The sequence below is a fragment of the Streptomyces sp. NPDC101776 genome (genome assembly GCF_044766845.1).
Classification (GTDB): Bacteria; Actinomycetota; Actinomycetes; order Streptomycetales; family Streptomycetaceae; genus Streptomyces.
On record NZ_JBIWMV010000018.1, the window covers coordinates 58,873 to 78,834 of the forward strand.

At 70.6% G+C, this 19,962-nt stretch carries 21 protein-coding genes; 15 read left to right on the plus strand and 6 right to left on the minus strand.

What is annotated here, in order from left to right:
- Positions 1–27 precede the first annotated feature (27 nt).
- Entirely contained in the window at positions 28–411 is a 384-nt protein-coding gene (locus ACIRRY_RS38810) for a VOC family protein (protein ID WP_403982638.1), read from the plus strand.
- Here the strand turns inward: ACIRRY_RS38810 and ACIRRY_RS38815 are convergent, their stop codons facing one another.
- Positions 412–1,308 (minus strand): AbfB domain-containing protein, encoded by an 897-nt coding sequence (locus ACIRRY_RS38815; RefSeq protein WP_403982641.1) that lies wholly within the window; start codon positions 1,306–1,308, stop codon positions 412–414.
- Between the two features lie 148 nt (positions 1,309–1,456).
- On the opposite strand from ACIRRY_RS38815, the gene ACIRRY_RS38820 reads away from it, so the two are divergent.
- The 3 genes from ACIRRY_RS38820 (at position 1,457) to dapD (ending at position 3,456) form a co-directional block, all read left to right on the plus strand.
- Complete coding sequence (locus ACIRRY_RS38820; RefSeq protein ID WP_403982643.1) at positions 1,457–1,777, plus strand: DMT family transporter; 321 nt, start codon at positions 1,457–1,459, stop codon at positions 1,775–1,777.
- Positions 1,777–2,328, plus strand: a complete 552-nt coding sequence (locus tag ACIRRY_RS38825) for a TetR/AcrR family transcriptional regulator (RefSeq protein ID WP_403982645.1) — start codon at positions 1,777–1,779, stop codon at positions 2,326–2,328. Before ACIRRY_RS38820 ends, ACIRRY_RS38825 begins: the two co-directional genes overlap by 1 nt.
- 138 nt (positions 2,329–2,466) lie before the next feature.
- Positions 2,467–3,456 (plus strand): 2,3,4,5-tetrahydropyridine-2,6-dicarboxylate N-succinyltransferase, encoded by a 990-nt coding sequence (dapD, locus tag ACIRRY_RS38830; protein ID WP_403982648.1) that lies wholly within the window; start codon positions 2,467–2,469, stop codon positions 3,454–3,456.
- A 52-nt stretch (positions 3,457–3,508) separates the two neighbouring features.
- Here the strand turns inward: dapD and ACIRRY_RS38835 are convergent, their stop codons facing one another.
- The gene (locus ACIRRY_RS38835; RefSeq protein ID WP_403982651.1) at positions 3,509–4,015 is read right to left on the minus strand and encodes a hypothetical protein; all 507 of its coding nucleotides are present in this window, start codon (positions 4,013–4,015) and stop codon (positions 3,509–3,511) included.
- 136 nt (positions 4,016–4,151) lie between these two features.
- Between ACIRRY_RS38835 and ACIRRY_RS38840 the strand changes: the two genes are divergently transcribed.
- Both ACIRRY_RS38840 and ACIRRY_RS38845 read left to right on the plus strand, forming a co-directional pair.
- Positions 4,152–4,709, plus strand: a complete 558-nt coding sequence (locus ACIRRY_RS38840) for a SigE family RNA polymerase sigma factor (RefSeq protein WP_403982654.1) — start codon at positions 4,152–4,154, stop codon at positions 4,707–4,709.
- Positions 4,706–5,941, plus strand: a complete 1,236-nt coding sequence (locus ACIRRY_RS38845) for a WD40 repeat domain-containing protein (RefSeq protein ID WP_403982656.1) — start codon at positions 4,706–4,708, stop codon at positions 5,939–5,941. Before ACIRRY_RS38840 ends, ACIRRY_RS38845 begins: the two co-directional genes overlap by 4 nt.
- A 15-nt stretch (positions 5,942–5,956) precedes the next feature.
- Here ACIRRY_RS38845 and dapA read toward each other — a convergent pair whose 3' ends face one another.
- The 3 genes from dapA to ACIRRY_RS38860 form a co-directional block, all read right to left on the minus strand.
- Entirely contained in the window at positions 5,957–6,862 is a 906-nt protein-coding gene (dapA, locus tag ACIRRY_RS38850) for a 4-hydroxy-tetrahydrodipicolinate synthase (protein WP_403982659.1), read from the minus strand.
- 92 nt (positions 6,863–6,954) lie between these two features.
- Complete coding sequence (locus ACIRRY_RS38855) at positions 6,955–7,533, minus strand: hypothetical protein (RefSeq protein ID WP_403982662.1); 579 nt, start codon at positions 7,531–7,533, stop codon at positions 6,955–6,957.
- Positions 7,534–7,736: 203 nt separating this feature from the next.
- On the minus strand, positions 7,737–8,804 hold the full coding sequence (locus ACIRRY_RS38860) for a hypothetical protein (RefSeq protein WP_403983027.1): 1,068 nt from the start codon (positions 8,802–8,804) through the stop codon (positions 7,737–7,739).
- A 222-nt stretch (positions 8,805–9,026) separates the two neighbouring features.
- On the opposite strand from ACIRRY_RS38860, the gene ACIRRY_RS38865 reads away from it, so the two are divergent.
- The 6 genes from ACIRRY_RS38865 to ACIRRY_RS38890 all read left to right on the plus strand — a co-directional run bounded on the left by ACIRRY_RS38865 (position 9,027) and on the right by ACIRRY_RS38890 (position 12,691).
- Positions 9,027–9,164 (plus strand): hypothetical protein, encoded by a 138-nt coding sequence (locus ACIRRY_RS38865; protein WP_403982664.1) that lies wholly within the window; start codon positions 9,027–9,029, stop codon positions 9,162–9,164.
- Entirely contained in the window at positions 9,161–9,841 is a 681-nt protein-coding gene (locus ACIRRY_RS38870; RefSeq protein WP_403982665.1) for a hypothetical protein, read from the plus strand. Before ACIRRY_RS38865 ends, ACIRRY_RS38870 begins: the two co-directional genes overlap by 4 nt.
- Positions 9,842–9,881: 40 nt before the next feature.
- Positions 9,882–10,028, plus strand: coding sequence for a hypothetical protein (locus ACIRRY_RS38875; RefSeq protein ID WP_403982667.1), 147 nt, complete (start codon positions 9,882–9,884; stop codon positions 10,026–10,028).
- Between the two features lie 66 nt (positions 10,029–10,094).
- Entirely contained in the window at positions 10,095–10,805 is a 711-nt protein-coding gene (locus ACIRRY_RS38880; protein WP_403982670.1) for an antibiotic biosynthesis monooxygenase, read from the plus strand.
- A gap of 527 nt (positions 10,806–11,332) precedes the next feature.
- Positions 11,333–11,947, plus strand: coding sequence for an ArsR/SmtB family transcription factor (locus tag ACIRRY_RS38885; RefSeq protein ID WP_403982672.1), 615 nt, complete (start codon positions 11,333–11,335; stop codon positions 11,945–11,947).
- 18 nt (positions 11,948–11,965) lie between these two features.
- Positions 11,966–12,691, plus strand: coding sequence for an SRPBCC domain-containing protein (locus tag ACIRRY_RS38890; protein WP_403982674.1), 726 nt, complete (start codon positions 11,966–11,968; stop codon positions 12,689–12,691).
- A 66-nt stretch (positions 12,692–12,757) separates the two neighbouring features.
- On the opposite strand, the gene ACIRRY_RS38895 is transcribed toward ACIRRY_RS38890, so the two are convergent.
- A complete protein-coding gene (locus ACIRRY_RS38895; RefSeq protein WP_403982676.1) occupies positions 12,758–14,581 on the minus strand; it encodes an endonuclease/exonuclease/phosphatase family protein in 1,824 nt (607 codons plus the stop codon).
- Between the two features lie 319 nt (positions 14,582–14,900).
- Between ACIRRY_RS38895 and ACIRRY_RS38900 the strand changes: the two genes are divergently transcribed.
- The 3 genes from ACIRRY_RS38900 (at position 14,901) to ACIRRY_RS38910 (ending at position 19,954) form a co-directional block, all read left to right on the plus strand.
- Positions 14,901–16,337 carry a hypothetical protein gene (locus ACIRRY_RS38900; RefSeq protein ID WP_403982678.1) on the plus strand — a complete coding sequence of 479 codons (1,437 nt, stop codon included), beginning with the start codon at positions 14,901–14,903 and terminating at the stop codon, positions 16,335–16,337.
- Positions 16,338–16,553: 216 nt separating this feature from the next.
- Complete coding sequence (locus tag ACIRRY_RS38905) at positions 16,554–18,017, plus strand: alkaline phosphatase PhoX (RefSeq protein ID WP_403982681.1); 1,464 nt, start codon at positions 16,554–16,556, stop codon at positions 18,015–18,017.
- 353 nt (positions 18,018–18,370) lie between these two features.
- Positions 18,371–19,954 (plus strand): TROVE domain-containing protein, encoded by a 1,584-nt coding sequence (locus tag ACIRRY_RS38910; RefSeq protein WP_403982683.1) that lies wholly within the window; start codon positions 18,371–18,373, stop codon positions 19,952–19,954.
- The last annotated feature ends 8 nt before the right edge of the window (positions 19,955–19,962 follow it).

Below are 19,962 nucleotides of genomic sequence, written 5' to 3' on the forward strand. Positions count from 1 at the left end.
CACGGAAACGGCCATACCTTTCGGGGTATGGCCGTTTCGCTGCATCACGTAGTCATCGATACGCATGATCTGCCGGGACTCGCCCGCTTCTGGTGCGCTGTGCTCGACTGGCGGATCCTCTCCGAGAAGGAACGCGAAGTCGTCATCGGGCCAGGGGAGTTCGCGCAGACGGGTATCTGCTTCATGCCGGTGGGTGACCGGAAGACGGTGAAGAACCGGCTGCACTTCGACCTCGCCCCCGACGATCAGGAGGCCGAGGTCGAACGGATCCTCGCGCTGGGTGCGCGGCGGGTCGACGTCGGGCAGGGCGAGACCGTGGGCTGGGTGGTGCTCGCCGACCCGGAGGGCAACGAGTTCTGCGTCCTACGGCCCAAGGTCTCGCTGATCGCCTTTCGCGACACCCGTGTCTGACTAGCTGAGCCCGTCCACCAGCCGGAACGCGGAGTCCGAGCGGTACTGACCGCTGTTCTGGTACGGGTCCAGCTTGAGCTGGAAGTTCTGGTGACGGAGGTAGCGGCCGGGGTAGTTGACCGACTCCAGCATCACCGCGCCGGAATACGACGACGTGCGGGGGCAGAACGTGGCGTCCTGCTTGAAGAGGGGGGAGCCGTCGTTGCGTTCCGCGCGGAGGATGAAGTTGCGGTGACGCAGATAGCTCCCGTCGGCCGTCGCGAAGGAGTAACAGGAGCTGTTCGCAAGGCCCTTGACCACCTTGAAGGTGGCGGCGCGGCGGGCCGCGGTGGAGTTGACCGGGTTGAGCTTGACGAAGTCGCCGCTCACCTGCCAGTAGCGGTCCGGGTAGTTGACCGAACGGACCGACTTCCAGGTGGCCGAGGAACTCGACGAGCCTCCCGACGAACCACCGGACGAACCTCCGGCAGAGCCTCCTGACGAGCCCCCGGTCGAACTCCCGTGAGAGGAAGCCGACTCGGAGGGGGACGGCGCTTTCGCGGAAGGCGTGGCGCTGTGTTCCGCGGTGGCCGCACCGGCCGAAGTGCCGGACGCCTTCGCGGAGGCGGGCGGGTGCCCGTCGGGCGTGGGCGTGCCCTGCTTCGACGGCGAGGCGTAGGAGAGCAGGCCGGGACCGTCCGCGCCAGCCGTTGCCGTCGGATCGGCGCGCTTCGTACGTGACACTTCGTCAGGAGACTTGTCCATCACGGCAATCGCCGCGACGCAGGTGAGGACGGTGGTCAGGGCGAGGGCCCCGGCCAGCCAGAGTCGGCGGGTTCCGGGGGGCCGGGAGTTGTCGGGGGTCCAGCCGTTCTCCCAGGGGGAGTTGGGGGAGGGTGGGGGTGAACTGTCTGGCATGCGCTGTTCCTCCGGCGGAGCCCATGGCGACGGCCGTGACCGTGAGAGCCAGGTGTGTGAACGGTGAAACAGTAGTGGAGTGAGAGGCGTGCGAGCAGCCGTTTCAGCGAGCGGTTTCTACGAGATTTCGTTATGTACACTCGTACGCATGGGATTCCTGATGCTCCTCACGGCGATCGCCGCGGAGGTGGGCGGCACCACCGCCATGAAGTTCAGCCACGGCTTCAGCCGGCTGTGGCCCTCGGTTCTCACGGTCCTCGGATACGTGCTCTCCTTCGCGCTGCTCGCGCAGACGCTGAAGTCCATGTCGGTCGGTACGGCCTACGCGATCTGGGCCGGCCTCGGCACCGCCGCCATTGTGGCCATCGGGACGGTGTTCCTGGGCGAGGGGATGACGGTCACGAAGGCGGCCGGCATCGCGCTGATCATCGTCGGGGTCGTGGTCCTCAACCTCGGCGGCGCGCACTGATGGCCCGGCGCTACGACCCCGAGCGGCGGCAGCGGATCATCGACGCGGCGATCCGGGTGGTCGGGGCGAAGGGCATCGCCGGCCTCAGCCACCGCTCCGTCGCCGCCGAGGCCGATGTGCCGCTCGGCTCGACGACGTACCACTTCACGACCCTCGACGAACTGATGGTCGCCGCACTGCGCCAGGCCAACGAGGGCTTCGCCAAGGTGATCGCCGCGCGGGGCGGCCTTCAGGACCCGCGTACCGACCTGGCCGGGGAACTCGCCGGCTGGATGGGGGAGTGGCTCGCGGGCGACCGCACGGGCGTAGAGCTGGAGTACGAGCTGTATCTGGCCGCCCTGCGCCGCCCCGCGCTGCGCCCCGTCGCCGACGAGTGGGCCCGGGACCTCGCCGAGCAACTCGCCCGGCGCACCGACCCGTTGACCGCGCGGGCGCTGGTCGCGCTGATGGACGGGATCTGTCTCCAGGTGCTGCTGACGGACGCGGCGTACGACGAGGAGTTCGCGCGCGAGGTGCTGGGGCGGGTGATCCCGAGGCCGGCGGAGAGCTGACGCGACTGCCTGTGCCCCCGTGCCGAGGGGTGTGCGGGGCGCCCGTGGCCGGCGTCGGCGGGAGCCGTGCGTGTCGTTCCCTGAGACGCCCCGTGGACGAGTTGGTCCCCGCCACCTCCGCCAGGTTAGGTTTCCCTCATGACCGACACGACCGCACCTCGCACCACCGGCGCCGTTGCCGCCGGGCTCGCCACCGTCGCCGCCGACGGGACCGTTCTCGACACCTGGTTCCCCGCGCCCGAACTGTCCGCCGAACCCGGCCCCGCCGACACCGAGCGGCTGTCCGCCGAGCGTGCCGTGGAACTGCTCGGTGAAGGCGCGGCCAAGGCGCTCGGCCCGGACGCCCGCCGGGGCGTCGAAGTGATCGCGGTCCGCACGGTCATCGCCTCCCTCGACGACAAGCCGCTCGACGCGCACGACGTCTACCTGCGCCTGCACCTCCTCTCGCACCGGCTGGTCAAGCCGCACGGCCAGAGCCTGGACGGCATGTTCGGCTTCCTCGCGAACGTCGCCTGGACCTCGCTCGGCCCGGTCGCCGTCGACGACGTCGAGACGGTCCGGCTGAACGCGCGCGCCGAGGGCTTGCACCTCCAGGTCACGTCCATCGACAAGTTCCCGCGCATGACGGACTACGTGGCCCCCAAGGGCGTCCGCATCGCCGACGCCGACCGGGTCCGCCTGGGCGCGCACCTCGCCGAGGGCACCACGGTCATGCACGAGGGCTTCGTCAACTTCAACGCCGGCACGCTCGGCACGTCGATGGTCGAGGGCCGGATCTCCGCCGGTGTCGTGGTCGGCGACGGCTCGGACATCGGCGGCGGCGCGTCCACGATGGGCACGTTGTCCGGCGGCGGCAACGTCCGCATCACCATCGGCGAGCGCTGCCTGGTCGGCGCCGAGGCGGGCGTCGGCATCGCGCTCGGCGACGAGTGCGTCGTCGAGGCCGGCCTCTACGTCACGGCGGGCACCCGCGTCACGATGCCCGACGGCCAGATCGTCAAGGCCCGCGAACTCTCCGGCGCCTCCAACATCCTCTTCCGCCGCAACTCGGTCACCGGCACGGTCGAGGCCCGCCCGAACAACGCGGTCTGGGGCGGCCTGAACGAGATCCTGCACAGCCACAACTAGCAGTACCGTGACGCGAGTCGAGCGCCCTTCGATCTTCCGGGAGGGCGCTCACTCATGTCCGCAGGGCCGCGGCGAACTCCGCCAACGCCGTGAAGTCCCCCTCGCGCAGCCCGAGTCGGGGATTCACGTGATGGAGCAGCGCAGGACCGGGATGACGGGCGGCCACGAACTCGTCGTCCGCCGCGCCCTGTTCGTCGTCCACCCAGGCGAACGGACGGCCCTCGGCGTACGCCACGATCGCCTCCGTCTTCCAGTGCACCCCGTCGGGCCGCTCGACGAACAGCCGGTCGCCGAAGTCGACGTACGGCAACTCGGGCAGGCCGACGACCGGGGCGATCCAGCGGTTCGCGGTGTCCATCCACGTGGTCGCCCAGCAGAGGTCGTAGCCGAGAGCGAGAAGTGCCGGTCCGTGCGCGGGGTTCAGCCAGACCCGGAGCGGGCGGCCCGGTCGCACGGCGGCCCTGATCGTCGTGTAACCCTCGGGGCGGCGCTCCGGCTGCGCGGCGTACGGGTTGAGGGGGCCGTCGACGTCGAGGAACAGCAGGGGGCGGCGGCTCATGTGGCCACCGTAGGACAGCGGTTGTGCGAGGTGGGCGGAAATTTCTCGGGGCGAGAGGCATAGCCGCTCGCCCCCTTGAGCGTCACTAGGGGCACAGGGGCGGGGCACGGGCACCGCCGGGGAAGAGAAGGTGACGATGAATGCCGAAGGGCTGGAGAGTTTCCGGGACTTCGTGGACAGCAGGTCGTCGGCCCTGCTGAAGTCGGCCGTGCTGCTCTGCGGGGGAGACCGGCACGCCGGTGAGGACCTGCTGCAGAACGCCCTCGTGAAGGCGGCCGGGCGCTGGCAGCGGATCGATGAACCCGAGGCCTATGTCCGGCGGATCCTCTACCGCCAGCAGGTCAGCCGCTGGCGGCTGAAGTGGCGCAGGCGCGAGGTCAGCGTGGCCGAACCGCCCGAGGCGGGTGCGGGCGTCGACGCGGCGGCCGCGGCCGAACTGCGCCTGGTCATGCGCGAGGCGCTGTCCCGGCTCACCGCCCGCCAGCGCACCGTGCTCGTGCTGCGTTACTTCGAGGATCTGCCGGAGGCCGACGTGGCGCGTCTCCTCGGCTGCTCGGTAGGCACCGTACGGTCCACCACCCACCGCTCCCTGGCCCGACTGCGCGTCCTCGCGCCGGAGTTGGCCGCTCTGGGCCTCGCCGACATCGAGCTTCAACCGTCCCGCGACTACTCACCCGTGGAGGTGCGTCCGTGAACGTCGAGGAACTCCTCCGCGACGCGCTGCGCGAGCAGGCCGTCGAACAGCCCCCGGCGGGACCGGGGTTCGCCGACTCGGTACTGGCCGTCCGACGGCGCCGCCGCAACCGCCGGCTCGTGAGCGTCGCCGCCGCCACGGCCGCAGTGGTCGCCATCGCGGTGGCCGTGCCCCTGCTGGACTCCGGCAAGGACGACGTCCGCCCGTCGGGTGTCGTGGAGCAGCAGGGAGTCAGCGCCCATCCGAGCCAGTCGCCGCCGCGTGACCTGATCGCGGCCGGGAACACGGCACTTGCCGCCTACTACGTTCCGACCACCGTCAAGCGGTCGGCCACGGAAGCCGTGTCCGAGCGCGCCTACTGGCTGCTCGACCCGAAGACCGAGAAGTATGTGAAGGCCCCTCGGTGGTCGGTCGTCGCCGTCGCACCCGGTATGAAGACCGCGGCCGTCCTGGAGAAGTCCCTGCCCGCCTCCCGGATCGGCCTGCTCGACCTGACCACCGGCGAGGTCGAACGGTGGATCCAGGTCGACCACGGGGTCGCGGGGCTGGAGTTCTCGCACGACGGACGGAAACTCGTCGCGACGACCTACGGCGCGAATCCCGACCTGATGGAGAAGCCCAAGGGCTCCGACGGCTGGATGGGGAAGCAGCCGTCGAGCCGCACCGGCTTCTACGTCCTCGACGTGGCCTCCGGCAAGGGCTCGTGGGGCGAGGTGAAGCTCGGCGCCGACGCGGGCGACCCCATGAGCGGTGGCTTCATCAACTCCCGCCAGGACTTCTCCCTCAGCAGGGACGGCCGGTACGTCTGGGCCGGGAACCCCATGGGCGACATCGGCAAGCAGTTCTGGGACCTCACGGGAGCCGCGATGCCCGTACCGGACAACGAGAAGTACCTGGACTGGTCCGTCGAGGCGTTGGATTCGCCGAGCGGCAAGCTCGTCGCCGGTGCCTTCGCGGGAAAGAAATGGCACACCTCGTCCTACGTCATCGACTCCGCCACCGGCGCGAGGACCGAGATCCGCGGGCAGCAACTGCTGGCCTGGGCCGACGACAGGACACTCGTAGCCTGGGACATCGGTAAGGGCGCGAAGGAGAGCGAGTACCACCAGCGGCTCGTGCTGGTCACCATCGGCAGCGACAAGGAGGTACCGCTGAGCGGCTTCCGCAAGGACTCCGGCACCAACCTCGACAACAGCTCCGGACGGTGGGAGCCCGTGTTCGCGGAGCGCTGACCGACAAAGTGCCGATCAGCCGGCCACGAACTCCTCGTACGCCGCCAGCAGCCCGCCGACCGCGTCCCGGCCGGCGGGCAGCAGCGGTGCGCGGACCGAGCCTCCGGGCAGGCCCAGGGAGTTGAGTAGCGCCTTGACCGTCACCATGCCGGGCAGCCCCGCCGCCATCGTCAACTCGATGAGCGGCGTGGCGCGTTGCTGGAGGCGGGCGGACACGGGGGTGTCGCCCGCCTCGAACGCGTCGAGGATCGCCCGGAGTTGGGCCGGGACGACGTTCGCGACCGTGCTCACATACCCCACTCCGCCCACCGCGTACAGCGCGAGGATGTGTTCGTCGCACCCCGTGTAGTACGCCAACTCCGTGCGGGCCAGCACCTTCTGGACGCCCAGGAAGTCGTAGGAGCAGTCCTTGACCGCGACGATCCGGGGGTGGTCGGCGAGCCGGATCATGGTCTCCGGCTCGATACGGGTGCCGGTGCGGCCCGGGATGTCGTAGAGCATCAGAGGCAGTCCCGAGCTGTCGGCGACCTCGCGGAAGTGTGCCTCCAGGGCGTCCTGCGGAGGCCTGCTGTAGTACGGCGACACCACCAACACCCCGTCCGCGCCCGCCTTTTCGGCCTGCCGGGCGAGTTCCACGGTGTGCCGGGTGTCGAAGGTGCCGACGCCGGAGACGAGGGGGACACCGTCGCCGACGGCCTCGCGGACGGCCGTGACGAGCGCCGACTTCTCCGCGTCCGTCGTGGTCGGCGACTCACCGGTCGTCCCGGACAGCACGAGCCCGTCACACCCCTCCGACACCAGCCGCCCGGCGAGGAGTTGGGCACCGTCGAGGTCGAGCGCCCCCGCCTCGGTGAAGGGCGTGACCATCGCGCACAGGGCGCGGCCGAAGGGAGGCGGGGCGGAGGTCGCGGGGTTCGTCATGGGAGTAGTCTCGGCAGCGCGACAGTGAAGCTCCACTTAATTCTTCTACCCGATATTGGTAAGAGATGCTGCGCGATGATGAGCGCCACGTCTCAGGTCTCGGGGACCCACTCCATGGGAGGGGGCATGCGACTGTAGTGAGGTCCCCGGGGGCCGTAGTGGGCGAGGTGCAGGATGTCGCCGCCGACCTGGAGCTCAGCCGGCGGCGGGTTGGGAACGGAGACCCGCGGATACCGTCGGCCGTCGATGACGATGCCCTCACGGGGGTTGTTCCAGCCGTCCGCCCAGTTCTGGGCCCGCTCGCGCGTCCACGGACGACGCAGGGTTCGTGGGGCGGCCGGGTCGTGGTCGTAGCCGTTGAGGCCGCGGACGAGACCTTCGCTGTAGACGCCCTTGACCCGGAAGTTCTCCAGGTCGTCCAGGCGCACGACCATGTTGACGTACCGGCGGCTGTTTCCCCGGTGTCTCCCGACCGCGTGCCAGCGGCCCCAACCGGGGTCCCAGCGCGCGGGTGGGATCCACAGCAGGGTGCCCACCGCGAAGTGCTTCGTGCCGCGCTGGATGTCGAGACCGCTCTCGCCGCGCGCGGTCTCCTGCGCCACGTTGGCCACCAGGCACCAGCCCAACAGCCCGTCCGGCGCCTCTTCTTCGGTGGGTTCCGTGTCTGTCACACCGGGAATCCTCCGGCACGGGACGGGGCGCGAGCCAGCGGTTATCGGCGGAGCCGACCGCAGCGAACCGCTGCGCGGCAGACCGGCCTGCCCGACCAGGCGTCCTGCGCGTCCTCCGTGTCCTCTACGTCCTCCTCGTCCTCCGTGTCCTCTACGTCCAGCGTGTCCGGCACCCCATGCCGGGCCGGACGGGCCGGTTCGCCTCAGCCCGCCGATGCGGGCCAGACGGCACGGCGGTACGCGTCGAGATATCCGTGCAGCCGGGGGGCGCGTACCTCGGGCAGCCGGACCAGGGTGTCCTCGAAGGCGTGGGGGTGGGCCGTCAGCGGGTACCAAGGACGCGCCCGCAGGGGGTAGTCGTCGCGCAGGACGCCCTCCGGGAGCCCCCCGGTCGCGGGCAGCGGCGAGGTCTCGCCGGGGTGCGCGAGGTACGCCCAGACCCCACTGTCCAGCGGCACCACGGCTCCGTCGTCGTCCGGCGGACGCCAGGATGCCCCGGTGAGGGGGTGGCGGGGGACGAGAAGGATGTCGGGGCGGGGCCGGGACGGGCGGACCCCCGGCCCGGCCAGTTCCACGGACCGGGCTCCGGGGCCTGCGGGGAGGTGGCGGCCGACGGCGTGGCCGAGCAGTTCGGCGACGGGACCGGCCGGGAGACTCACCGGGCGGTCCTCGGTGACGGCTACGAGATGGGCCAGTGCGACCCCGACCGCCGCCTCCCACCGGCGGCTCCACGAACCGTCCGGTTCGACAGGCGGGGCGCGATGCCCGGCGCGCGCCAGATCGTCCCAGTCGGGAGGCGGACCGGCCGGGAGCCTTGAGGAGCGGCGTGCGACTTCGTGGGGTTCGAGCCACACCGTCTGCCACATTCCGCAGTCGTCCATGCGGGTTGCGACGGCCCGTCCGCATCCCAGGCACGCCAGATTGGGGCCGGACCGGCCGTCGACGCCCCGGCAGTAACCCTCGCATTTGTCGGGGATCAGGGTCATGGACCGGGAGTCGCCGGGGGCGACGACGATCCTGTTCCGTGCGCCGAAGGAGACGGAGTACACGGGCGCGAACAGGCCCTGCCGAGCAGCCGCGTCCGCCCCGACCTCGCTCCACGGCCGCCAGGGCGGTCCGGTGGGCCGGGGGTCGACCGCGTACGTCTCGGGTTCCATCAGCGGAGGGTGGAGTTCCTCCCACCGGCCGTGGTCGACGTGGACGGGGAGGGCGACCCGGGACACCGGCGCCGTGAGCTCCGTGCCGCACCCGGCGCACGCGAACACGTCCAGCAGGCTCAACAAGCTCCCCCTCGCCCCGGATCCACGGGGATTGTGTCTCGCCCGCGACGGAGAATCCACCGAAATTCGGACCCGGCGCCCGGCGCCCGGCGGCCGGCCCCCGAGGCCCTATGTCCAAGAGGCCCTATGTCCAATTGACCCCCTCATGGGTCACCATGGCCAGGAAGGTCACCGACGTGGGAAGTCGATCCACCCCTGGTCACGGGAGGCGTCATGAAGCTCGGCAAGGCACTGGCCACCGGAGTCGCGCAAGAGCGGCCGCAGATCCACGAGGAAGAGCTCGAACTCCCCGAGGGGATCGCGGAGTTGGTGGAGGAGAAGACGCCCGCAGAGGTCCCGGCCGGCCGATGAGGCTGCGGCTCCCCGAGGAACGCCCGACGGAGCCGCCGACCGGATTCAAGATCGCCCACCCGGTGCTGTCCCACGACGGCACCCGGGCCGGGTTCACCGGTGTGTCGCTGGGCGGCGCGCTGCCGTACGGAGTCGTGGCCGACGCGTCCTGCGTCTACGGCCGCCACCACCGTTCGCCCGCGCGACGCTGCGACTGCGGCTTCCACTGCGTGCACGAACGGGCAGCGGCACAGGCCCTGTTGTGCACCGCCGAGCACCGCGCGGCAGTCCTCCTCGACATCACCGTGCTCGGCGCCTACATCCGCTTCGAACTCGGCTTCCGCTACGCCCGCCAGCGCGTCCGCACCGCCACCGTCGGCCCCTGCACCTGCGGCGCCCGCGCCGTCGCCCTCGCCGACGCCGGTTGGGGCAGACCCGGTTGGCGCGCCCTGACCGCCGCGTGCGCACGCTGCGTCCAAGGCCGTACGTCCATCTCACCCACCACGTTCGCCCGACTGGCCGGAGACGGACTACGAGTCACCACCGGGAGCGACACGGAAACGGCAACCGTCGATCCCGGCCTTCCCGAAGGCCTCGGCGTGCCCGAACTCGTCGCGGAGGCAGCCTTGTTGCAGGCGCGGCTGGATTGGTTCCAGAGCCGGCTGGCGCGGCTGGAAGGGGGCACGGCGCAGTCGTAGTCCGGGGCGACGGGCTGCGGCCGGGAGCGGCACGGGAACGATGACCGTCGATCCTGGACTGCCTGAGGGGCTGGGTGTGCCCGAACTCGTCGCGGAGGCAGCCCTGTTGCAGGCCCGGCTCGACTGGTTCCTGAGCAGGTTGGCGCGGCTGGAAGGGCGCATGGCGCAGCGGCAGCCCGGCCCTTGACCTCAACATCGGTCGAGGTTGAAGGCTGGTCGGTGCACCCACCCGAACCGATCAGCGGAGGCCCGTATGACCCGTCGTACCGACGCGCACCCCGACCTCTCCGACCCCCGCGTCGGCGCCCCCTTCTTCAGCACCTGGCGCGTCGGCACACCGCTGCGCCAGCGGAAGACGGTCGAGGCGGTCGCCGTCGCCTGGGAGCGCCGGCCGTGGCCCGCCGATGACCTCCTCGCGTATCACCTCTACACGGGGCACGACGCCTCGACCCTGCTGCACTACTCGCAGTGGGCGAGCGAGCAGGCCTACGAGGCCTTCGTCAGGACCCGGCGTCAGGAACGCGTCGACGAGATCGACACCGCCGTGCCGGGCATCGAACGGTTCGCCCTCGGCCGCTACCGGCACTACCGCAGCGGCGGCCCGGCCGACGAGAGCGGGCGCGGTGGCCGGGTACCGGGGTGCGTCGTGATCGTCGACGTCGAGTTCGAGGGGTCCGACCCCCACCGCCAACGGGCCTGGATGGACGCCGTGTTCGAGGCCCTGGAGAACGAACCCGCGCCGCACCCCGGCGGTATCGCCGCCCACTTCCACCTCTCGGCCGACGGCACCCGCGTCCTCAACTACGCCGAGTGGGACAGCGCCCAGGCCCACCTGGAAGCCCTCGCGGCCCCCGGCGACGGCATCGGCTCCGCCACCGCGCTCTGGGAACGCGTCCAGACCTGGCCCGGCCTGAAGAGCACCACGGTCAGCCGCTACGACCACGCCCTCGGCCTGGTGCCGTAGTCCGATGACGGATGTCGCGGCGACTACGCGGCCTTCCGGAGGCCGGCTTCGGCGACGCGCCGCCGGCACTCGGCCTCGGCAGCCACGTCCGGAAAGTTCACCTGCCGCCACCGGACCCGGTCGTAGCCCTCGCTCTCGGTCGGCATGGGAGCGGGGGCCGGAGTGGGAGGGGGAGGGGGCGATCGGGCCGGGGAACTGCGGACACTCCCTCTCATCAGGCCACGGATCTCCGCCTCGATGACCAGCACGCGGCCGGACACCGCCTCGCCGAGAGCCGCCGCCGTGCGGTGCTCCTCCGTGGCACCGCCACCCCCCCCGTGCACGACAGAACATGTCCAGAATGACCGCCCCCCACCAACAACCTCACCCACCAACACCCCCCACCAACCCCCCACCAACAACCCCTCCCACCAACGACGACACCCACCCACAACCCCTCCCACCGACGACGACACCCACCCACAACCCCTCCCACCGACAACCCCACCCCCCTGGACAAAAAAAGTGTTCGGTGAGACGGTGGACGCATGCTGGACGTCACCGTGATCGAGGACCCCGAGGCCGCAGCCGTCTCGCTGGACCCCATAAGGGCCCGGCTGCTCGCCGAGCTGGGCGCCGGGCCCGCGTCCGCCACCATGCTGGCCGGCAAGGTCGGACTGCCCCGGCAGAAGGTGAACTACCACCTCAAGGCGCTGGAGCGGCACGGCCTGGTCGAACTGGCCGGGGAGCGCCGCAAGGGCAATGTCACCGAGCGGCTGATGCGCGCGACCGCCGCGTCGTACGTCATCTCACCGCTCGCGCTCGCCGCCGTACAGCCGGACCCGGACCGCTTCCGCGACCAGCTCTCCGCACGCTGGCTGCTGGCGCTCGGGGCCCGGCTGGTGCGGGACGTCGGTTCGCTGATCACCGGGGCGACCAAGGCCCACAAGCGGCTGGCGACCTACGCGCTGGACGGCGAGGTGCGCTTCGCGTCCGCCGCCGACCGGGCCGCGTTCATCCAGGAACTGACCGCCGGGGTGAGCGCCCTCATCCGCAAGTACGACGCGGGGGAGGCGGAGGAGGGCCGCGACCATCGGATCATCGTCGCCGTCCACCCCACGGTGAAGGAACAGCCGCACCCCGTACCGGAGTTGGACCAGTAGGACTCAGGAGTCAGAGCCATGTCCAAGGAATTCGAGATCGTCTACGAGTTTGAGGTCGACGCCACGCCGGGGGAGGTGTGGGACGCCATCACGTCCGGTACAGGCGGATGGCTGTGGCCGATGGAGTTCGACGGTGAGAAGCGCGTCGGGCCCTTCGGGTCCACACTCACGAACTTCGACCCGCCGCACCGGCTCACCGCCCGCACCGAGGACGTCGGTTTCCCGGTCCAGAGCCTCAACCAGATCGACGAGACCGTCGAGCCCCGCGACGAGGGCCGGCGGGCCTGGGTGCGGTACGTGCACAGCGGGATCTTCACCGACGACTGGGACAACCAGTACGACGGCGCGCGCAAGCACAACGCGTTCTATCTGCACACGCTGCGGGAGTACGTCGTTCATTTCGCGGGCCGCCCGGTCGCGTTCGCCACCCTCGATGGCCCCGACGCCTCAACCGCCGCCGACGCCTTCGGAGTTGTCGGTCGGGCGCTGGGCCTCGCGGACGACGTCGAGCAAGGGGCACGGGTCCAGGCGCGCGGTCCCGAGGGCCAACTCCTGGACGCCGTAATGGACTTCCGCGACCCGTACTTCATCGGGCTGCGCACAGAAAGCGCGCTGATCCGCTTCTTCGGCCGCAACCACTGGGGTGCCCCGGTCGGCATCAGTGTCCACGACTTCGCCCCGGACGCCGACGCCAAGACCAACGAACTCGCCTGGCGGAACTGGCTGGACGGGGCCTTCGCCTGACCTGGTGCAAGTCGGCGGGACCCCGTCCATCCACCCCCGTGAGCCCCCCCGTGGGCCCCGTAGGTGCTACGGCTGGAAGCGCAGCACCTGCGGGTCGTGGTCGCTGATCTGGTCGTTGAACTCCGAGTTGATGTGGACGCTGTCGTACTCGAAGCAGTCCTTGCGGATCGACGGGCTGATCAGGATCTGGTCCAGGACCTGCTCGTTGCCCTGGTAGTCGTAGGTGTAACGCTCGTTCTTCGGCAGGGACTTGATCGCCGAGTACAGCTCGCCCCTGCCTTCGAGGATCTTCGCGGTGTCGGAGAACTCGAAGTCGTTCATGTCGCCGAGCGTGATGACGTCCGCGTCCTTCTGCGCGGCCAGGATCTCCTTGACGAAGGCGTTGACCGCCGTCGCCTGCGCGTGGCGCTGGGTCTCCGAGCTGCGGGTGACCGGCTGGTACTGCGCGGTCAGGGGCTGGTCGCCACCCTTGGAGATCAGGTGGTTGGCGATCACGAAGACCGTCCTGCCCTTGAACACGAACTCGCCCGCGAGCGGCTTGCGGCTGGCGCTCCAGGCCGCGTTGGCCGGGTCGATCCGGCCCGGGGACGCGGTGAGTTGGGCCTTGCCGTGCACCTTGGTGACACCGACGGCCGTCGTGGAGTCGCCGCCCGCGCGGTCGGTGAAGGAGACCCGCTGCGGGTTGAACAGGAACACCTGGCGGATGTTGCCGCCGGGCTCGCCGCCGTCCTGGTCGTTGACCGGGTTGATCGAGCGCCAGTCGTACTTCGGACCGCCCGCCGCGACGATCGCGTCGATCAGCTTGGTGACCGTGACGCTCGCGTCGACCGTGCCGTCGTCCGTCGCGCCGTTGTTGTCCTGGATCTCCTCCAGGGACACGATGTCGGGGGACTGGAGGTTGTTCACGATCGCGGCGGCGTGCGCGGCGAAGGTGCCGTCCGAGGGGTCGAGGTTCTCGACGTTGTACGTCGCCACCGCGAGCTGGCCCTTCGACTGCTTCTTCGTCGTCTCGCGCTTGAGGCCGCCGCTCTTCACGGTGCCGATCTCGTTCGCGACGAGGGTGTAGCCGCCGTACTGGTTGAAGTCCAGCGGGCCGGCCGTGGTGCCGGTGAGCTTGTCGCCGACGTTGACGACCGGGAAGTCCGCCGTCGCGCCGAGGGACTGGATCTGGAGGCGTCCGCCGTTCTGCGAGTCGTAGGAGCCGTAGACGGTGCCACCGCTCGGGGTGGCGTTCTCGTGCGGCTTCACCGTGACCCACAGTTCCGCGTACGGGTCGGTCGCGGTGACCACGCGCGCGTTCGAGACCTGGACGTTCATGCCCTCAAGGGACTCGTAGTAGTCCAGGGCGTACTTCTTCGGCTGGAGCGCCAGCGCGTTGATCGAGTTGCTCGCGGCGGTGTCGCCGGCCTGCGTGTACCTGCTCGGCACGGACCGGTCGCTGATCACGACGGCGGCCGGTACGGCGTTGCCGCTGGAGACGACGGTGACCGTCGGCTTGGTGATCTCGGTCAGCGCCTGGTTGCCGGTGGCGGCGCCGCCCGGGACGTACTCGGAGACCGTGCCGGAGACGGTGACCGAGTCGCCGACGGCGACCTTCGGCGTGGAGCTGGTGAAGACGAAGACGCCCTCGCTGGTGGCCGGGTTGTCGTCCGGGGTCGCGTCCTGGAACCAGAAGCCCTTGGAGGAGCCGTAGGTGCGGACGCCCGTGACGATGCCCGGTACGTCCGCGACCTTCTGGCCGGCGTACGGGGACACCCGGGTCGTGCCCTGGATGTCATGGATGCGCACGCCGTCGGCGTGCGCGGGCGAGGTGAGAACGATCGTGGACGCCACGGAACAGACGGCGGCGACGGTCAGCGCGGCGAGACGCGCGGAGGACTTGCTCGGCAACGGGATCCCTCCGGGGACATGCATGAGCCGGGACGAGGATGGCCAGGACGGGTGGAGCTGGTGCGGCGGCGGTGGGAGCCGCGACCGGTGGGGCGGTAGCGACGCGCGTAGAAGATACCCGGACTGGGTGTCCATGACATTTCTACGCGCGTCAATCTCATTGCGGGGCCGCTCAGTTGTCAAGGTTTCAGCCATGTACGCCTGGTGGCCGGGACGTGAACCGGGCGGCATGGGTCGAAATCCGTCTAGGCTGAGCGGCTGAGTCGTGTGTCGTGTACGGCCGTCGTACGGCCATCGAGGCGCCCTAGGAGAACCACCGATGTCAGACAGCTCCCCCTTGCCGCCGGTGCGGCTGCACTCCGAAGCGGAGCTGGCGCGCGACGCGCTGTCCACCCCCCTGCTGGCCCGGGCCGCGCAGCTCGCCCGCTGGGCGGGACCCGACACCCGCATCGACGCCGGTGGCAGCCTTGTCGACGAGCAACTGCCCGCCGCGGCCGAGCTGCTCGGCCTGACGGGCGACGACGCCGCGGCCGACGCGAGCGAGGCCTGGCGGGTCGCCGTGGACACCGGGCTCGTCGAGATCGTCGACGAGGAGGAGGGCACCGTGGCGGCCGGCGAGGAGCTGGCGCTGCTCACCTCCGGCTCCCCGAACGACGTGCTCGCCATCTGGCTCGGCGCCCTCGACACCCTCCTCGCGGACGCGAGCGTGCCCGATCTGGACGGTCTTGTCGACGCCATGGACGAGGGCGGCGAGGTCGATTTCTCGTCACTCGACTGGGACCCCGAGGCGGAGGCCGAGTTCCTCGACGGAGTCCTCGGCAACCTCTATCTGCTGACCGTCAACGAGGACGGCCCCGGCGACGGCCCCGTCCCGCTGCCCGCGCTGGCCGCGTCGATGATCGTGCCCAGCGACATGGGCGAGCCCACCAACGACGTACTGGAACAGGTCTCGGACGCGATGATGCGCCTCGACGACCAGTTCCGGCTCCTCGAACCGGTCGGCATCGTCGAGTACCAGCCCGTCGACGAGGCCCTGATGGCCGACCTCGACGAGTCGGCCGACGGCCCCGCCGCACCCGTCGACGAGACCGACGTGACCCGCTACGGCATGGTGCGGCTCACCCCGCTCGGCCTCTACGGCCTGCGCGCCCGCCTCCTCGAAGCCGGCTTCGCCGCCCCCGCCGTGGGAGAACTCGCGGACAAGGGCGCGGACGCGCTGCTCGACGGGACCTCCAGGTTCCCGCAGGGGGCCGCGCGGGCCGAGACCGAGCAGTGGCTGGCCGGCCGTGAACCCCTCGACGCCGCAAGGGAGTTGCTGGCGGCGGCCCGCGGCGCGGACGCCGGCGCGCCGCTACGACGGCTGCTCTGCCAGCAGGCGCTCTCCCTCGTCGGCGGCGAGGCCGAGCCCGCCGTGCGCGCGGTGCTCGACGACCCCGAACTGGGCGGCCTCGCCCGCGTCTGGCTGAGCGAACGCGGCGCGAGCGACGTCCCCGCGCCCTCCGAGGAGCTGGTGTTCTGGCTGACCGTCGACACGGTCGCCGCGCAACTGGCGGCCGAGGGCAACTCCGAGGAGCTGCAGGCCCTGGTGGAGGGCCTGGCCCAGCAGCACAACGGATTCTTCGCGGCGGCCTGGCGGGTCGACCACCCGGCGACCGCGGACGTCCTGGAGGCGATGGGCCGGCTGCACCCGGACAAGCGGATCGCGAAGGAAGCACGGAAGGCGGCCTTCAAGGCACGCTCCCAGCAAGGGAGTTGAGCCGACCGGCACAGAAGCCGGGCCGGTGTCGACCCGGATGGCTTTTGATTTCCATGGGCGAGCTCATACGGGATCATGGCCGATCGCATACGACTTCATGGAAGAGAGCCCGGCGAAGTCGACCGGTGTTCAACTCCTGTTCAGACATGGGCGGAAGCGTGGCGCCGACCGAGGTCCGCCACCCTCCACGGCACACCCACCGTCACAGGAGACACCATGTCGCTCACCCGCAGAGATTTCACCGCAAAGTCCGCGATGACCGGTGCCGGGGTCGCGCTGGCGGGCAGCGTCGGCGCCCTCGCCACCGCACCCAACGCCCTCGCCTCCACCGACACCGACGTCGAGAGCACGGCCGAGCAGTCGACGTCCGGACACGGACACGGCCACCCCGGCGTCGGCTACGGCTCCCTGGTCCCCGACCCGGACGGCCTCCTCGCCCTCCCCGTCGGCTTCAAATACCGCGTCATCACCTACAGCGGCAAAACCACACTGGAGTCGGGCGAGTTCACCCCCTCCAACCACGACGGCACGTCCACCTTCGACGGCCCGCGCGGCGCCACCCTCCTCGTCAACAACCACGAGCTGGCCGGCCCCCGCGCCAACTGGCCCCACCCCGTCCCGCTCACCGAGGGCCTCGTCTACGACCCCGCCGCGGCCGGTGGCTGCACGGTCGTCGAGGTCCGCCGCGACCACGTCGCCGAGTGGGTCGGCATCGCCGGCACCGCCACCAACTGCGCGGGCGGCAACACCCCCTGGGACACCTGGCTCACCTGCGAGGAGACCGAGGACAAGACCGGCACGAACGGCTTCACCAAGGACCACGGCTACGTCTTCGAGGTCGACCCCGTCGACCGCCGCGCCAACCGGAACCCCAAGCCGATCAAGGCACTTGGCCGCTACGCCCACGAGGCGGTGGTGGTCGACCCCAAGCGCGGCCACCTCTACCTGACGGAGGACGCGGCCAACCCGAACGGCCTCCTCTACCGCTGGACCCCGCCCGAGCACTTCCACCACGGCCGCGGCAAGCTCCGCACCCTCGCCGACAACGCGGGCGTCCTCGAAGCCTTCAAGTGCTTCGACTCCGGCGGCCAGTTCATCGACGACCTCTCCCGCGCCACGAAGATCGGCACGGTCTACGGCGTCGACTGGATCACGGTCCCCGACCGCGACGCCAAAACGACCTCCGTCCGCAAGCAGTTCGCCGCCGGCGAGGTCACCCGCGCCCGCAAGCTGGAGGGCATGTGGTGGGGTGACGGCGGCACGTACATCGTCTCCTCGTTCGCCCGCACGGAGAGCCCCGTCCAGCACGACGGCGCCGTCTGGTTCTACGACCCCAAGCGCCGCACCCTGACGCTGAAGGTCCTCATCGGCGTCAACCCCGACCCGTCCGTGGACGGCGCCTTCGACGGCCCCGACAACATCACGGTCTCTCCCTACGGCGGCCTCGTCATCGCCGAGGACGGCGAGGGCGTCCAGCACCTCTTCGGCGCGACCGACAGCGGCCGCACGTACCCCATCGCCCGCAACGAACTCAACATCGGCACCGCCGAGAAGCCCGAATACAGCGAGTTCACGGGCGTGACCTTCTCACCCGACGGCAAGACCCTGTTCGCGAACATCCAGACGCCGGGGATCATGCTGGCGATCACGGGGCCGTGGAAGCGGCAGAAGCGCGGCTGAACTCCCGTACGGAATTAATTGGTTGGCCCCTCCGGAGCTGTGCCTCCTACTCTGAGATCACAACAGCACGCACCTCCCGGTGCGCAGGCGGCGGTTACTTCGTTGCAACCGAAAAAGACACCGCAGCCGTTCTTGATCTCGGGAGGCGCAGCTCATGGTGGGTGCCCGGTGCGCAGGCAACGGTTACTTCATTGGACCAGACGGTTGCGGGTTCGAGTCCCGTCATCGACTTCGGGTCGGTGTAGCTCAATTGGGTAGAGCATCTGACAAGTCCGTCGCCGCCTTCTGAACTCGGGCATCCACCTTTCGCTGCGTCCTCCTCCGAAACACCAAGGAATTCGGGGGAATTCACCATGGCGCGATTCAACACCAAGGCGGCGAAGGCCCAGCCCACTTCGCGGGTCACCTCGACGGGCCGAGTGCTCCGTACCTACCAGGGCGGCCGAGGCAGCGAGCGCGACGCGCGCTCCGAGCTCTTCCTGCTCGCCGTCGCCAACTTCGTGTCCCAGCAGACCTTTTACGAGACCGGCGCCGCCCGCGACGACCGCTTCGAGAACCTCGTGCGCGAGCTCGCCGTCACCGACCCGGCCTGGACGGCCGGTCTGCTCGGCTGGCTGCGCGGCGAGGGCAACCTCCGTACGGCCTCCCTCGTGGGCGCCGCCGAGTACGTGAAGGCCCGCCTCGACGCCGGCGCCACCGACGGCCCCTCGAACCGACAGGTCGTCGACTCCGTGCTCCGGCGCCCGGACGAGCCCGGCGAGCTGCTCGGGTACTGGACCGCGCGCTACGGCCGCGCCATCCCCAAGCCCGTCAAGCGCGGTGTCGCCGACGCCGTACGACGTCTCTACGGCGGCACGTCGCTGCTGAAGTACGACACCGCGTCCAAGGGCTACCGCTTCGGCGACATCCTCAACCTCGTGCACGCGGCCCCGGACCCGGACAAGGCGTGGCAGGGCGAGCTGTTCCAGTACGCGCTGGACCGGCGGCACCACCCGGACACCGCCGTACCGCCCGTGTCGAACCAAGTCCTCACCGCCCACCGTGAGTTGATGGCGCTGCCGGTCGCGAAGCGGCGCGCGGTCGTCACGGCGGCGAACGGCGCGGAGCGGCTCGCGGCGGCCGGGATGACCTGGGAGGCGCTGGCCGGCTGGCTCCAGGGCCCGATGGACAGGGCGGCCTGGGAGGCCGTCATCCCCTCCATGGGCTCGATGGCGCTGGTCCGCAACCTGCGCAACTTCGACGAGGCCGGTGTCTCGGACGAGGTCGCCGCACGGGTCGCGGCGAAGATCAGCGACCCGGCGGAGGTCGCGCGCTCGCGGCAGTTCCCCTTCCGGTACCTCGCCGCGTACCAGCACGCGCCCTCGCTGCGCTGGTCGTACCCGCTGGAGCGGGCGCTCGGCCACTCGCTGGCCAACGTGCCCGCGCTGCCGGGCCGCACGCTGGTGCTGGTGGACCGTTCGGGTTCGATGTTCTTCTCGCGGCTGTCCGACCGCTCGGAGCTCAACCGGGCCGACGCGGCGGCGATCTTCGGCACGGCGCTCGCGCTGCGGGCGGCGGACGCGGACCTCGTCGAGTTCGGCACCACGAGCAGGCGCCTGGACTTCGGCGCGGGCGAGTCGGTGCTCAAGATCCTGGGCCGCTTCGGCGACCTGGGCGGCACCGACACCACCTCGGCGGTCCGCTCGCACTACCGGGGCCAGGACCGGGTGCTGATCATCACCGACGAGCAGGCCGAGTACAGCCACCACGGCGATCCGACCGAGCAGATCCCGGCCCATGTGCCGGTCTACACCTGGAACCTCGCCGGGTACCGGGCAGGCCACGGCCCGTCCGGCAAGGCGGGCCGACACACCTTCGGCGGCCTCTCGGACGCGGCCTTCCGGATGGTGCCGCTGCTGGAGGCGGCCCGGGACGCGGACTGGCCCTGGGCTGCCTGAGACACCAG